The organism is Algorimicrobium algoritergicola, from assembly GCF_008086165.1.
Lineage (GTDB): Bacteria > Bacteroidota > Bacteroidia > Flavobacteriales > Flavobacteriaceae > Algorimicrobium > Algorimicrobium algoritergicola.
On record NZ_VSKL01000001.1, the window covers coordinates 1,272,299 to 1,287,067 of the forward strand.

Below are 14,769 nucleotides of genomic sequence, written 5' to 3' on the forward strand. Positions count from 1 at the left end.
GAAATGAGTAATTTTAGGAAAAAAAAGTTGTTTTTTACAAATTATATAAATATGTTTACGCTCTTAAAATTTTTAAGACAGAAATAATTAACCTCGAGTTTTCTATGGATATGAAAAAATTAATGTTATTAACCGCAATTTTAGCTGTGCTAACTAGCTGTGGATCTGGAGACAGAGGTCAGCTTGTAGGAGTTAAAGGAAAAAAATGGCATCCCGAAAAACCTTATGGTATGGAATTAGTTCCAGGTGGTGCTTTTATAATGGGTAAAGCAGACGACGATCTTGCTGGAGTTAATGATGCACCAGCCAAAACGGTAACTGTTCGTTCCTATTATATGGATGCTACTGAAATTACAAACAGCGAGTATAAGCAGTTTGTTAATTGGGTACGTGATTCAACAATCAGAACCCGTTTAGCTATTCTAGCCGACGAAGAAGGTTTAACTCAAGCTGACGCTGGTACTATTGGAGATTATGCATTTGTAGATGCAGATCCAGAAAATATGTCTGTGTACGAAAAATACATGTATGATAATTATGCTGGTTTAGGTCCAACAGGCTACGAAGGTAGAAAGTTAAATAATGAAATCGATATTGAGTTTGATACAGCTGGTTATATAGATGAGTTGTATGCAGAAGTTATGGATACTATGTATTTACCATTAGAAGAATCTTATAATGGTCAACGTACTTGGGATGTAAAGAAATTTAAATTTCAGTATACATACATGGATATCGAGAAAGCTGCTAAAATGCATAATAAAGGTAAAAAGCGTTCAGAATTCTTAATTACAGAAGCTGTAGAAATTTATCCAGATACAACAGCTTGGATTCGTGATTTCGCGTATTCTTATAATGAACCAATGCATAATGATTATTTCTGGCATGCTGCTTATGATGATTATCCAGTTGTAGGCGTATCTTGGAAACAAGCTAATGCTTTTTGTGAATGGCGTACGTTATATCACAATGCGGATAGAAAAAGCAGTAAAAAACACAACGTTCCAAAATACCGTTTACCATCAGAAGCTGAATGGGAGTATGCTGCACGTGGTGGCTTACAAGCTGCAACCTTTCCTTGGGGTGGACCTTACACTAAAAACGACAGAGGTTGTTTTATGGCAAACTTTAAACCATTACGTGGTGATTATGCTGCCGATCAAGCATTATATACAGTAGAAGCAAAATCTTACGAAGCGAACGATTACAACCTATATAATATGGCTGGAAACGTTTCGGAATGGGTACATGCATCTTACGATCCATCTTCTTATGAATATGTTTCAAGTATTAATCCAAGTGTGAATGATATTAATAACAACCGTAAAGTAGTACGTGGTGGATCTTGGAAAGATGTTGCGTATTATTTACAAGTAAGTTCAAGAGACTATGAGTATGCAGATTCGGCACGTAGCTACATTGGTTTCAGAACTGTTCAAGATTATTTAGGTACAGATTTAACCTTAAATTCTCTTAACTAACATATCAAAAAAATTAAACTAAACTAAACTATAACTAAATTTAACTAAACTAAAAATTAAAAATTATGGCACAATCAAGAGGATTTAAGAAATTTATGGCAATGGCTTACGGATTAGGTGCATCTATTGTTATTATTGGTGCATTATTCAAGATTATTCACTTTGAAATAGGTCCATTAACAGGTAACGTGATGTTAACAATTGGTTTAGTTACTGAAGCAATAATTTTCGCACTTTCTGCCTTTGAACCAGTAGATAATGATTTAGACTGGTCATTAGTATATCCAGAATTAGCTGGAGGTATGACATCAACTAAAAAGAAAGAACAACCAAAAGATGCTGAAGGATTATTATCTCAAAAATTAGATAATTTATTAAAAGATGCTAAAATTGACGGTGAGTTAATGGCTTCTTTAGGAAACAGTATTAAAAACTTTGAAGGTGCTGCCAAAGGAATTGCTCCAACTGTAGATTCAATGGCTGCTACTAAAAAGTATGGTGAAGAGTTATCTTTAGCTGCTGCACAAATGGAATCATTAAACAGCTTATATAAAGTACAATTAGAAAGCGTTAATCGTCAAGCAACTATCAACGAAGAGTCTGTTGAAAATGCACAAAAATTAAAAGAACAAATGCAATCATTAGCATCTAACTTATCATCATTAAACGGTGTTTATGGCGGTATGTTATCTGCAATGACTAAAAACTAATTAAGTTTAGGAATACTAATTATAACTAATAACCAAAAACTCAATTAGAAATGGCAGGAGGAAAATTATCTGCAAGGCAGAAAATGATTAACTTGATGTATTTAATCTTCATTGCGATGTTAGCATTGAATATGTCAAAAGAAGTGCTTTCGGCATTTGGCTTAATGAATGAAAAATTAGTCGAATCAAACGAAGCAACTACGGATAGAAATCAAGCATTTATGACTGGGTTAGCTGAAAAAGTTAGCGAACAACCAGCTAAATACCAACCTTTGAAAGCGCAAGCTGATCAAATTGATGCATTATCCAATGATTTTAATTCGTACTTAAGTGATTTAAAAGGACAAATGACAGCTACTGTTGATGATCCTCAAGATTATGAAGTAATGGATAAAGGGGACTTTTTAGATAATCATTTTTTCAAAGGTGAAAAATTGAAACCAGAAGGTCAAGAGTTCATGGATAAAATTAATGCCTATAGAGATGGTGTTGTAGCTGTATTAAGCACAAACCCTGATTTGGCTGATATTGCTGAAGATGTATCAGAAAAGTTCTCTACTGAACCAGTGGTAAATAGAGATGGTAATAAGCTTGATTGGTTAAGCTACCACTACAGAGGATTTCCTTTAGTAGCATCTTTAACCAAAATGACCCAATTACAAGCAGACGTTAAAACAACAGAATCTGAAGTTTTATCTTCTATGTTAGCTGGTAAATTAAAAGTTGAAGCATCTTTAACTAACTTTGATGCGATTGTAGTACCAAGTAAAACGGCTTTCTTTTCAGGAGAAAACTTTACAGGAACTATTATTTTAGGTAAAAAGGATAACACGCTTCAAGCTGATAAAGTAATTATCAACGGACAAGAGTTATCTAAAGAATCTATGCAAGCTGGTAAAACAATTTTAGATTTCCCTGCAGGTGCTGTTGGAGAAAGAGAAATTACTGGTGAATTTCAGTTTAAGGAAGGTGATTCTATTATCTCTATTCCTGTGAAATCTACGTATGCCGTTGTACCAAAACCTAATTCAGCAACTATTTCTGCAGATAAGATGAACGTTGTTTATCGTGGTGTTGCCAACCCAATGACTATTTCTTTCGCTGGTGTATCTGATAATAATGTATCTGCAAATGCTTCTGGTTTAAGTAAAGCTTCAGGAGTAGGTAAATACATTATGAATCCAGGTTCTGGTCGTGAAGTAGCCATTAATGTATCAGGAACATTACCTGATGGAACAAAGGTTAGCGATAGAGCAACCTTTAGAATTAAAGATATTCCAAAACCAACAGGATCAATTAGTGGTCAAACAGGTATTGTAAAATTACCACGTAACAGTGTTGAAATTTCAACTATTGGAGCGTTATTAGATGATTTCGACTTTGAATTACCAATTCAAGTAACATCATTTAAGGTAAAAGTACCTGGACAGCCATCTGTAAATGTTAGTGGAACAAAATTAAATAGTCAAGCTAAAAATGCCTTACGTAAGGCAAGACGTGGAGACCAAATATCAATTTTCGATATTTCAGCACAAATTAAAGGAAACTCATCTTATAAGTTAAAAGGTGTATCTCCAGTAATTGTTGAATTAACAAATTAATATTGGTTTTAACATCTGATGATAAGCCCAAATAATTAAAATTAAAACAGATGAATTATAAAAGTTTTTTATTAACCGTTTTAGGTGTGTCTTTTGTGACAGCTTCTTTTGCACAAGCAAACTTGTTGAGTGCAAAATCGCCAGAAGAAATTGGTGTGCGCACAGAGGCTCAAAAAGCAGTGGATAATGATAAGCCATTGGAATATGGTTATGTGGATGATAGAGACATTCTGTTTTCTAAAATGACATGGGAACGCGTTGTTCTTGATGAGCGTGTAAACTTTCCATTGTACTACCCTGTAGATACAAACAATATTGGATCACACAGACGTTCATTATTTGATGTGCTTTGGAAAAATGTTAAAAACGGAAACATTGCAACCGTTTATGACGATTCATACTTTACAGCAGAACGTACTATAAATGATTTGCGTGCTAGTATGTCTAAAGTAGATACATTAGATGTTGGTTACGACCAGTATAATGCGGACGGGTTTGTTTCTCCAGAATATATTACTAAACGTGATATAACATCGTATGATGTAAGCGCCTATTTAATAAAAGGACTTTGGTACTTTGACAAGCGTCAAGCTGAATTAAAATATCGTTTAATTGGTATTGCACCTGCAGCACCAGACGTTAACTTTATTGATTCGGATGATGAGGCAAACAAAGAACCTATTCCATTGTTTTGGGTATTTTTCCCAGATGCACGTGAAATTTTACACGAAGCTAAAGCGTTCAATAATGAAAACAGCTCAGTGCCATTTTCGTTTGATCATTTGCTAAACTCTAGACGTTTTAACGGCTATATTTACAAAGAAGAAAACGTATATGGTGACCGTAAGGTAACCGAGTATATTTCGGAAAATGCATTAATGCAATTATTAGAATCAGAACGCATTAAAGAGAAGATTAGAAACTTTGAATTAGATATGTGGTCTTATTAAGCCTAACATATTAAGTATATTAAAACGCTCACTTTTTTAAGTGAGCGTTTTTTGTTTTTAAGATATTAATAATCCGAAAAGCATAGTACCTTTGTACCTATGAAAGTAGATTATTTTATAGTAGGTCTGGGTTTAGCTGGTATTGCGTTTTGTGAGCAATTACGTAAAGCCAACAAATCTTTTTTGGTGTTTGATAATAATTCCCAACAAGCGTCTTTGGTTGCTGCTGGTATGTATAATCCGGTTATTTTAAAGCGTTTTACTGAAGTTTGGATGGCAAAGGAGCAATTGGCTTTAGCCAAGCCTTATTATAAGGAATTAGAAAGCTTACTAGACGTTAAGCTCGATCATAAACTCAAATTATATAGACGTTTTGCATCTATTGAAGAACAGAATATCTGGTTTACAGCTTCAGATAAACCAAACTTGGAACCCTACTTATCAACGACTTTAGTGTCTAATACAAATCCGCAAATTGATGCACCACATAATTTAGGTGAAGTATTTGAAGCTGGACGTGTAGATACGACCGTTTTGATTTCGAATTATAAAACCTATCTAAAAAGCCATTCACAATTATTATCTGACGGCTTTCAGTATGAAGCTTTACAAATAGATGCCGAGACACTTCAGTATAAAAATCATGAAGCGAATCACATCGTATTTTGCGAAGGGTTTGGATTAAAACAAAATCCGTTTTTTAATTACTTACCACTTGATGGTACCAAAGGAGAGGTTTTAACAGTGAAAGTTCCCGATTTGAAAATAGATTATGCCTTAAAATCTAGTGTTTTTATTATGCCAAATTCGGATGAAGATTATTATGTTGGTGCTACCTATAATCGATTTGATAAAACAAACAATCCTACAGAAGAAGGGAAGGCACAATTAAGTTCCAAATTGAAAACATTTTTAAAAGCACCTTTTGAAGTTGTGAGCCATAAAGCGGGTGTTCGGCCAACAGTAAATGACAGAAGACCATTGGTAGGTACACATTCAAAACATGAAAATCTACATGTGTTAAATGGATTGGGTTCACGAGGCGTCATGATTTCGCCTTATGCAGCAAAACAACTTTTTAACTTTATAGAAAACAAGCAACCATTAAACCCGGAAATTTCAATAACCAGATATACTAGTTAGCTTTTTCCTTATCGTAATCTACAAACATGTTTATCCAAATGTTTCGAGATATACGCATGATAATAGGCGAGAAACCGATTAATGTTCCCACTATGGCCATAAAGGCAGTCATTAATCCAGAACCTAGAAAAAGATAACTAATTACAAAAGCAGCTACGGCAAAAGCAATGCCAACGCCATAACTCACGTACATAGATCCGTAAAAAAATGAAGGTTCAATATGGAATTTAAAGCCACAATGAATGCAGTTTTCATGCATTTTTTGAACTTCAGTTAATACATACGGGTTTTTATTTACGTACATGGATTCCTGATGGCACTTGGGACAAGCACCTGTAAAAATGCTATAAAGCTTCGTTCCTTTTGTTATCATTTTTATTAGTTTACTTTTGCACTTTATTAGAAAAACAAAATTAGCCAATTATTTAATATAGTCCAGTAACAATTGTAACAAAATGCTCAATATTCATAACCTTTCTGTATCCTTTCAAGGCGATTACCTCTTTGAAGAAATTACCTTCAAAATAACCGCAGGCGATCGCATTGGTCTCATTGGGAAAAATGGCGCAGGAAAATCGACTATGCTAAAAATTTTAGCAAAAGAAATGGAGCCGGATTCTGGCCAATTGGCAGCCGATAAAAACTTACGAATCGGATTTTTAAAACAAGATATCGATTTTGTGTTAGGACGAACCGTTCTAGAAGAATCCTATGAAGCTTTTAAAGAGATTAAGGAAGTTGAAGCAAGGCTAGATGATATAAATACACAATTGGCAACACGTACCGATTACGAAAGTGATGGCTATCATCAACTCATGGTGGATGTAAATGATATGCAACACCAATATGAAATTTTAGGAGGTTATAATTATCAAGGTGAAACCGAGAAAATACTTCAAGGTTTAGGATTTAGGCGTGAGGATTTTAATAAATTGACCGATACCTTTTCTGGAGGTTGGCGTATGCGAATTGAATTAGCGAAACTCTTATTGCAAAACAACGATTTGCTACTTCTGGATGAGCCTACCAACCACTTGGATATTGAATCTATTATCTGGTTGGAAGGCTTTTTAACAGGCTATTCTGGTGCTGTGGTGATTGTATCGCACGATAAAATGTTTTTAGATAATGTAACGAACCGAACAATTGAAATTTCATTAGGAAGAATCTACGATTACAACAAACCATATTCCCAGTTCTTGGTGTTACGTCAAGAAATAAAAGAGCAACAATTAGCAACACAGAAAAATCAGCAAAAAGAAATTGAACAAACCGAAAAACTAATTGAAAAGTTTCGTGCTAAAGCATCTAAAGCCACCATGGCGCAATCTTTAATCAAGAAGTTAGACCGAATGGATAGGATTGAGGTTGATGAAGATGATAATAGCGTCATGACGCTTAAATTCCCCGTATCTATTGTTCCTGGAAAAGTGGTGATTGAAGCCAATCATATCACCAAAAAATATGGCGATTTAACGGTTTTAAAAAATATTGATTTACATATTGCTCGCGATATTAAGACGGCATTTGTTGGACAAAACGGTCAAGGGAAATCCACATTAGCTAAAATTATTGTTGGCGAATTAAAGCATGAAGGCAGTTTAAAATTGGGTCATAATGTGCAAATTGGTTATTTCGCACAAAATCAAGCTGAATATTTAGATGGTAATAAAACCGTTTTAGATATTATGATTGATGCTGCAAATGAGAAAAACAGAAGTCGTGTTCGTGATATTCTAGGATCTTTTTTATTCCGTGGAGATGAAGTAGATAAGTATGTTCGTGTATTATCTGGTGGTGAACGAAACCGTTTGGCGCTTGCTAAACTATTGTTACAGCCTTTTAATGTGCTGGTTATGGATGAGCCAACGAATCACTTGGATATCAAATCTAAAAACGTTTTAAAAGACGCCTTAAAACAATTTGAAGGCACTTTGATTTTAGTATCTCACGATAGAGATTTCCTACAAGATTTAACCGATACGGTTTATGAATTTAAAGATCATAAAATAAAAGAATATCTTGGGAATATTGATTTCTATCTACAACAGCGTAATGTTGAAAATCTGCGTGAAGTTGAAAGACGTGATGTAGAAAAGCAAGCACCTAAAGAGAGTAATAAAGAGAGTTACGAATATCAGAAGAAATTCAAATCGCTTAATAATAGGTTGAGTAATATTGAATCTAAAATTCAGCAGTTGGAAAAAACGATTAAAGAAATTGATGTGGAGCTCGCCACTAATTATGATGAAGTAGTTTCTAATCCAGAGTTTTTTGATAGTTATCAAGGTAAAAAAGATAAACTAGAAAGTTTAATGCGCGACTGGGAACAGGTTCAAGAATCTTTAGATGCTTTGGATTAATTTGTAATTTTGAGTGTTAAATCTTAACGAAACGTGCATTTCGTCGAATAAATTTGTTTTTAATCTATATTCGACTTAATATTGTTAAAGATTTGATACCAAATTTATCACTTATGAAAGCTATTAAACTATCAATATTATGTTTGTTTGTAACAGCCTTATCCTTTGCTAACGTTACAAATACTGAAAAAGCGGCACTTGTTGCCCTATATAATTCTACAAACGGCAGTCAATGGACGCATGCTTGGGACTTATCATCTCCAATTGAAAGTTGGTATGGCGTTACGGTTAAAAACAACCAAGTAGTGGATTTAAGTTTAGAATTCAATAACTTACAAGGAACACTTCCTCAAGAAATAGGTGATTTAGTTAATTTGAAGCATTTAAATTTCGGTTTAAATAAACTATCAGGTTCCATTCCTTCATCAATAGGAAATTTAAACAAATTAGAAACATTAAACTTATCTATGAATATTCTAGATGGGTCTATACCTACTAATATTAGTAAGTTATCAAACCTACGCGTATTAGAATTAGGCAGTAATAAGTTAACCGGCACGATACCTACAGAAATTAGTGCTTTGAGTAATTTAGTAAAATTAAGTTTAATCGATAATAAGATTAGTGGTGAGATTCCTGCTGAAATTATGGCATTAACACAATTAGAAGAAATTGTTTTAGCTAATAATCAATTAACAGGAGACGTACCATTTGAATTATCTTATTTCCCCAAATTAAAAACATTTATGGTAAGCGACAACAAATTAAACCAGGAGTACATTAGCGTTATTAACGGTAACAACCCAAACATGATGGACTTAAATTCAGGATCTGTTATCACAGATAACGATTAAGGAAACGTACAAGAATTATTTTAATAAAGAGGTTATTTTTTAATAGCCTCTTTTTTTTGTATTTTAATTTTATGGAAGAACACGAGTTTCAATGCCCATATTGTTGGGAGTCTATTTCAATGTTATTAGATAGCTCACAACCTGAACAACAATATATTGAGGACTGTGAGGTGTGTTGTAATCCCATTCAAATATCGGTGCAATTTGAAGAACAAACCTTGGTTAGTTTTCGGGCAGAAAACATTGAGCAATAATTTTTTTAAATTCTGCTTGTTATATTTAAAAAGCATTGTATCTTTGCAGTCCAAAATGGTTTAATCGGCATTATGAACCGGTAAGTTAAAAGCTAAAAAACGATCTTGGAAATTACATCGCGGGATAGAGCAGTAGGTAGCTCGTCGGGCTCATAACCCGAAGGTCACTGGTTCGAGTCCAGTTCCCGCTACAAATTTTAATCGTATTGAAAACAGCGGTTTGACTTTCGTCAAACCGTTTTTTTATGCATACAATTTTTGATTATCTTGCAGGCGAATTGCAAAATGAATACGAAAGTGAATACGATTTACATTTGAAAAAAAACTTTTCCGCCCCCAAAATTTATTCAGCCAATGGCGATTTAACTAAGCGTTGGTACATCTACTTTTCTTATCGAGACCCAAACTCTGGGAAGCTCAAAAGGCAAACGCCGGTATACGCAAATGCCAATAAGTATAAAACCAAAGAAGATAGACTTTCCGTTTTAGTCACCTATAGAAAGGCATTAATTAAACTTCTTAAGAAAGGATTCAGTCCCTATTCAGACAATAAAGCCGTTTATTCAAGTCTGAACGAAAATATAAAGACCGCTTCTTCAAAAGCCAAACAAGAACCAACTACCTTAAAGATAAAAGAAGTTGAAGGTGAAAATACAGCTCCAGTTGAAGTTTCCAGTATGCCTTATCAAGAAGTATTCGCTTTTGGTTTAAAACAGAAAGAGAAGCTTATAAACGATACTACCAGACGCAGTTTTGAAAACAGACTAAAGAACTTTATCAAATGGGTAGAAGAAACGCATCCTAAAATTGAAGGAATCCATGAAATTGACAAAAAAATAGTTTCAGGATTTTTAAGTGATACATTGGAAAGAACCAGTCCGAGAAATAGAAATAATTTTCGAACGGATTTAGGCAGTATCATGCAAGTTCTGTTTGATAATGATATTATAAAGATTAATATCATTAAACAAATCCCTGTTTTAAAAGCCATACCAAAACGCAATAAAACCTACACCCAAGATAAGCAGGAAGCCATTTTTGAATACTTGGAAAAAGAAGATACCAATCTGTTATTGTTCATTAAATTTATTTCCTATAATTTCTTAAGACCCATAGAAGTCTGCCGACTTAAAGTAGGAGACATCGACTTAAAAAATAAAACCATTAAGTTTCAGGCGAAAAACAGTCCGATGAAAACCAAAATAATTCCTGATCTACTAATAAAGGAATTACCAGACCTAACTAAACTAAAGAAAAAAGATTCCCTGTTTACGCCAGACGCCATAGGAGCGGAGTGGGATACCGATTTGGAGAATAAGCGTAACTACTATTCCAAGCGATTTAAACGTGTTGTAAAAGACCATTTTGGTTTGGATAAGGATTACGGTCTATATAGTTTTAGGCATACTTATATCACTAAATTATACAGGCATTTGGCAAAAGAATCTTCACCGTTTGAAGCTAAAAGTAAATTGATGCTTATTACAGGACATACATCCATGTCAGCATTAGAAAAATACTTGCGAGATATAGACGCTGAATTGCCAGAAGATTATTCACACATGTTATAATTCCAAATAGCGATATAATGAAAGAAACATTCAATCAGATATACGAAGACATAACCAAACGGTTATATATGCCTATGGTATTCTATATACCAAGACGTATTTGGAATCAATTTGATAAAGAAAAGTGGAATGGCAAAGAGTATGACAATCTATTTGATAAAGTGGTACTCATCAAGCCAGATGGTTCAAATGCTTTATTGAATGATGAACAGTCCAGCCATCATATCATGATTAAAAAAGAGCGTTTGGATTTAAATACATTCAAGCTTCTTGAACTACAAAGCGATTTAGACACGAAGCAATTCGATTTTATATTGAATAAGTATATCACGCAATTAGACTTCATAAAGCGAATATCTATGTGGATGTTTGAAAATGTGCAAAAGGATATAGAAAACCTCAATCAAGAGACACGTTTATCATTTCAGTTGCAAGAAAAAGCAATTAAAGAGCATTGGGCGTATGTTCAAAAAAACTTCATTGGTATCACACAAATTGATGAAACAACCAATGAGATTGTGTTGAATAAAAAGGATTTTAAATCCTTCCAAGAGTTGATGAATCCATCTGGTGTAGTTTCGAGTGTTACTCAAATTAAATCGAAAACTAAAGAAAAAGAAGACGAGAAACCACAGAAGCTCAAAAAAGAAAAGAAGATTCTAGTTACTGAAGAAGAAGCAACCGACTTTCTTTTACGAACAGTATTTAATATGAAATCATAAATTATAATACCCCAAATCTACAAGCATGGCTAAAAAACAAACTATTAAGAATAATGACCCCTCAATTAACTTTAGGTTGTCCAACAAGTTAAAAGGTATCATAGAAAGTAAAGCTCAAGAGAAAAACATAACAACGTCTGCCTATGTTAGAGACTTGCTGGAGCGTGTTCACAATGGAGACTATTGCCATAGTGAACAAGTGAAGGAAACGATTAATTCATTTTTGTTCTCAAAGGAATTTATGCAATTGATGATCTGGATATATTCCAAGCAGAAAAATAGGGAGATGACAGAAGATGCTGCCAAATTAGACAGTTATCTTAAAACCTTAAAGCGAGTAGATGGTCATTTGCCAGATAACTTGGTTAAAGAGTTTGATAAGGTCTTAAATGACATTCTTATGGTTAGAGCAAGTAATTCTATTTATAGTAAAAAATTTGAATTTCTGAATACATCAGATAATGCTAAAAGATTTAATCTGGAGTTGATTGAATCCTTTTTATTAAATGATTGGACACTTGATAAGTTTTTAAGGGTAAGTGGAAACGGTTTAATAGAAGTCCCTAAAATATCTTCATCATTGTTCGAAAAACTATCTAAAGATTCAGAATAATTTTTGTGATTTTTTTTGTGATAATTTTGTGATAAAAAATTATCACAAAAAATTGAAATTAAATTTGACCTGTGATTTTGACTCAAAATGGTGTCAAATGTAACCCAATTTCTCATTTTAAACTGATTCAAACCGTTTAGAACTTGCAAATTGTTAAAAAAGTTTTGTGATACAAATTTTAAATAATTTCGAGGTTCGTATCTGTAAAAATCTAAATATTAGTTTTATTGAGCATATTTCCCATGTATTTACATGAAATTAATTTTGGTCACCAATCAATTTTATGCTAATTTTTGACATACCATTTCTTCCATTTCTTGACGTTTAAAATCAAACCATAGTTTTCTATATTCTGAAGTTTCAACGGTCAACTTAAAATTTTGGAATGGCTTTTTATTTAGTAAAATTGTTTCAAGTTTAGTCTTAAATTGTGAATTAGGTAACTTTTGTGCAAATCGTTCCATAATTTTAAACGATTCATAGCTTTTTAAAACTTCTATCTTAATGAAAGTTGAAGCTTGTTCTGAAACCTTCATTAAATCCTCTTTAAATAGTTCTTGAAACTCTACTTCATCAGGAAAGTTGCCGAAATTTGGAATGGCTATAATTTCGTGAGTTTTATTATTGAGGTAACAATCGCAACCAGAATCTAATTCTTGGACGATTTCACTTATGATTTCTGAATTAGGTTTGTTCATTTTTAATAATAATTAATCTGATCTAATAATATGTATTAAAATTACAAATTTTTAAAATAAGACTAGGATAAAAGTAGTTTTTCGATTTATCTATTTTAAAATTCTAAAAAAATTCGAAATAGTAAACCAGTCTGAATTATGTAGCCTTATTTCAGGACGGGTCAATATTGTTGCCAACGGATTTGTGTATGATTAGTGGCGTGTTTAAGCACCTAATTTAGCAAATAAAAACCGAATAGAAAATCCGCGAGGATTTTCGTAAGTAAGCTGAAACTAGCCATTAATTATACACGTTGTTGGCAGTAGTTTTTTGTTTTTTATTCGCAATCACACTTATAGTCAAATATATATTTATGAAATCTCTCTCCGAAAGATTTATCTAAATCATTTAAACCAACATAGAATGCGTTCCAATTTTCAGTTGGGATTCCACAAAAAATATATTTCTTATTTGTAGAAAACAATTCATCATTTTTGATTTCAGCAATTACAATTACTTTGTTTTCAATTGAATATGCTTCTACTTTATTTAACCAATCAGAACTTATTAATTGAATAGGAAACACACTATTTTTATATGTTCCTTTTTTGACTACATAATCAATCAAATCATTACATTTTACATCTTGTCCAAAAGAATTTAATGAAATTAACGATAAAACAAAAAAAGTAAAAATTTTATGATTGAGCATTTTTTTTGGTTTAATGTTATTAAGCTTTGATTAAATATATTATTTCGTCTAATAAAATTTCAAATTCGGCTATTTCATCTGAAAAAGTAACATAGCTACTTTTTTTTATAAAATAAGCTTGTCTCTTTTTTATTTTAGATATTGATTTTTTTATTTTTTTACATTCTCTTTTTAAACTATCACACTTCTCGTCATTAAGAAGTTTTTCTATTTCAGCTATTTTTATTTTCTGTTCCGAAATTTTGTTTTTCAGAGTGAATGATTGTTGTAATTCAAAGTCAATCATATTCATTTTTTTGACTGAAGACAAGACATATGACCTATTTTCGAAATAGTCATTTGAGTATTCCAGTTTTAGAAATTTAGTTTTAATTCTACTTATTTCCTGTCTGTATAAATTACATTTTTTTCCAAGTAAAGATTTACAATTAGTAGGACTTAATTCAGTTTCGAGATAGGGAATCACAATTTTATAATCAGTCGCAATTTTTTTGATTCCGTTCTGCATTTCAATCATATCATCTAAATTGTATGTTGGTGGTGCAATTCTTCTTTCGGAATATGATAATTCGCCAAAAATTTTTTGTGAGCTGACACTATTAAAAGTCAGAATTGTTAAAATAAATAATATGTTTTTCATCGTTTTCTTAAATTACTGCCAACGGTTTCGTGTATGAAAAGTGCGGGTTTGTGTCAGAGGATTTTCGGAACGAAAATCGGAAGAAAGCAAACACGCACTTTCCCTTTGGTTAAGCACTAAAATAAGCATTTTTTATACACAGCTTAAGTTAGCATTTTAATAAAAACACTAAATTAAGGCCTATTAATAAGAAAGCACAAAAGAGAGGAATAAGGTTAATATACACGCAGAGACTTTGATCTCGTCAACATTGAAAATCCCCTCTCTTTTCTACACAGATTTCGTACAGTTCTATGAGGCTTTTAGACCTCGATTTTAAGTCGTTGAAACTCGCGTAGATTGTCCTTTCAAAAAAACATTTTCTTATGAATAAAGATATTAAATATTTTGGAATAGACATTAGCCATCTGGTTTTTGATATCACAGATTCCGACGGCAATTATTATCAGTTTAAAAACAATCCATCTGGTTTTAAAA

At 32.6% G+C, this 14,769-nt stretch carries 15 protein-coding genes, 1 tRNA gene and 1 pseudogene; 13 read left to right on the top strand and 4 right to left on the bottom strand.

Features of this window, described 5'->3' with window-relative positions:
* Nucleotides 1-110 precede the first annotated feature (110 nt).
* The 5 genes from porK (at nucleotide 111) to ES675_RS05875 (ending at nucleotide 5,885) form a co-directional block, all read left to right on the top strand.
* Nucleotides 111-1,481: a T9SS ring complex lipoprotein PorK/GldK gene (porK, locus tag ES675_RS05855; protein WP_066256323.1), complete on the top strand. Its 1,371-nt coding sequence runs from the start codon at nucleotides 111-113 to the stop codon at nucleotides 1,479-1,481.
* A gap of 65 nt (nucleotides 1,482-1,546) precedes the next feature.
* The gene (gene porL / locus ES675_RS05860; protein ID WP_066256287.1) at nucleotides 1,547-2,191 is read left to right on the top strand and encodes a type IX secretion system motor protein PorL/GldL; all 645 of its coding nucleotides are present in this window, start codon (nucleotides 1,547-1,549) and stop codon (nucleotides 2,189-2,191) included.
* Between the two features lie 50 nt (nucleotides 2,192-2,241).
* Nucleotides 2,242-3,792, top strand: coding sequence for a type IX secretion system motor protein PorM/GldM (porM, locus tag ES675_RS05865; protein ID WP_066256282.1), 1,551 nt, complete (start codon nucleotides 2,242-2,244; stop codon nucleotides 3,790-3,792).
* A gap of 50 nt (nucleotides 3,793-3,842) precedes the next feature.
* Nucleotides 3,843-4,742, top strand: coding sequence for a type IX secretion system ring subunit PorN/GldN (porN, locus tag ES675_RS05870; RefSeq protein ID WP_066256279.1), 900 nt, complete (start codon nucleotides 3,843-3,845; stop codon nucleotides 4,740-4,742).
* A 99-nt stretch (nucleotides 4,743-4,841) separates the two neighbouring features.
* The gene (locus tag ES675_RS05875) at nucleotides 4,842-5,885 is read left to right on the top strand and encodes an NAD(P)/FAD-dependent oxidoreductase (protein WP_066256276.1); all 1,044 of its coding nucleotides are present in this window, start codon (nucleotides 4,842-4,844) and stop codon (nucleotides 5,883-5,885) included.
* On the opposite strand, the gene ES675_RS05880 is transcribed toward ES675_RS05875, so the two are convergent.
* The gene (locus tag ES675_RS05880; protein ID WP_066256273.1) at nucleotides 5,878-6,258 is read right to left on the bottom strand and encodes a DUF983 domain-containing protein; all 381 of its coding nucleotides are present in this window, start codon (nucleotides 6,256-6,258) and stop codon (nucleotides 5,878-5,880) included. The genes ES675_RS05875 and ES675_RS05880 overlap by 8 nt on opposite strands.
* Before the next feature lie 82 nt (nucleotides 6,259-6,340).
* Here ES675_RS05880 and ES675_RS05885 point away from each other — a divergent pair, with 82 nt between their 5' ends.
* The 7 genes from ES675_RS05885 (at nucleotide 6,341) to ES675_RS05915 (ending at nucleotide 12,262) form a co-directional block, all read left to right on the top strand.
* Nucleotides 6,341-8,248 carry an ABC-F family ATP-binding cassette domain-containing protein gene (locus tag ES675_RS05885; RefSeq protein WP_066256271.1) on the top strand — a complete coding sequence of 636 codons (1,908 nt, stop codon included), beginning with the start codon at nucleotides 6,341-6,343 and terminating at the stop codon, nucleotides 8,246-8,248.
* A gap of 113 nt (nucleotides 8,249-8,361) precedes the next feature.
* Nucleotides 8,362-9,102, top strand: a complete 741-nt coding sequence (locus ES675_RS05890) for a Two component regulator three Y domain protein (RefSeq protein WP_066256268.1) — start codon at nucleotides 8,362-8,364, stop codon at nucleotides 9,100-9,102.
* A gap of 71 nt (nucleotides 9,103-9,173) precedes the next feature.
* Nucleotides 9,174-9,356, top strand: coding sequence for a CPXCG motif-containing cysteine-rich protein (locus ES675_RS05895; RefSeq protein ID WP_066256264.1), 183 nt, complete (start codon nucleotides 9,174-9,176; stop codon nucleotides 9,354-9,356).
* A 118-nt stretch (nucleotides 9,357-9,474) separates the two neighbouring features.
* Nucleotides 9,475-9,547 (top strand) — tRNA-Met (locus ES675_RS05900).
* A gap of 54 nt (nucleotides 9,548-9,601) precedes the next feature.
* Nucleotides 9,602-10,927 (top strand): tyrosine-type recombinase/integrase, encoded by a 1,326-nt coding sequence (locus tag ES675_RS05905; RefSeq protein ID WP_066256259.1) that lies wholly within the window; start codon nucleotides 9,602-9,604, stop codon nucleotides 10,925-10,927.
* Nucleotides 10,928-10,944: 17 nt separating this feature from the next.
* Nucleotides 10,945-11,649, top strand: coding sequence for a hypothetical protein (locus ES675_RS05910; RefSeq protein WP_066256256.1), 705 nt, complete (start codon nucleotides 10,945-10,947; stop codon nucleotides 11,647-11,649).
* A gap of 25 nt (nucleotides 11,650-11,674) precedes the next feature.
* A complete protein-coding gene (locus tag ES675_RS05915; RefSeq protein ID WP_066256252.1) occupies nucleotides 11,675-12,262 on the top strand; it encodes a hypothetical protein in 588 nt (195 codons plus the stop codon).
* Nucleotides 12,263-12,543: 281 nt separating this feature from the next.
* Here ES675_RS05915 and ES675_RS05920 read toward each other — a convergent pair whose 3' ends face one another.
* The 3 genes from ES675_RS05920 to ES675_RS05930 all read right to left on the bottom strand — a co-directional run bounded on the left by ES675_RS05920 (nucleotide 12,544) and on the right by ES675_RS05930 (nucleotide 14,292).
* Nucleotides 12,544-12,960, bottom strand: coding sequence for a UPF0158 family protein (locus ES675_RS05920; protein WP_066257350.1), 417 nt, complete (start codon nucleotides 12,958-12,960; stop codon nucleotides 12,544-12,546).
* Between the two features lie 317 nt (nucleotides 12,961-13,277).
* The gene (locus tag ES675_RS05925; protein WP_148367296.1) at nucleotides 13,278-13,652 is read right to left on the bottom strand and encodes a hypothetical protein; all 375 of its coding nucleotides are present in this window, start codon (nucleotides 13,650-13,652) and stop codon (nucleotides 13,278-13,280) included.
* A gap of 19 nt (nucleotides 13,653-13,671) precedes the next feature.
* The gene (locus ES675_RS05930; protein WP_027127299.1) at nucleotides 13,672-14,292 is read right to left on the bottom strand and encodes a hypothetical protein; all 621 of its coding nucleotides are present in this window, start codon (nucleotides 14,290-14,292) and stop codon (nucleotides 13,672-13,674) included.
* Between the two features lie 365 nt (nucleotides 14,293-14,657).
* Between ES675_RS05930 and ES675_RS16740 the strand changes: the two are divergent.
* Nucleotides 14,658-14,769: pseudogene (locus ES675_RS16740) on the top strand (IS110 family transposase); the annotation flags it as partial.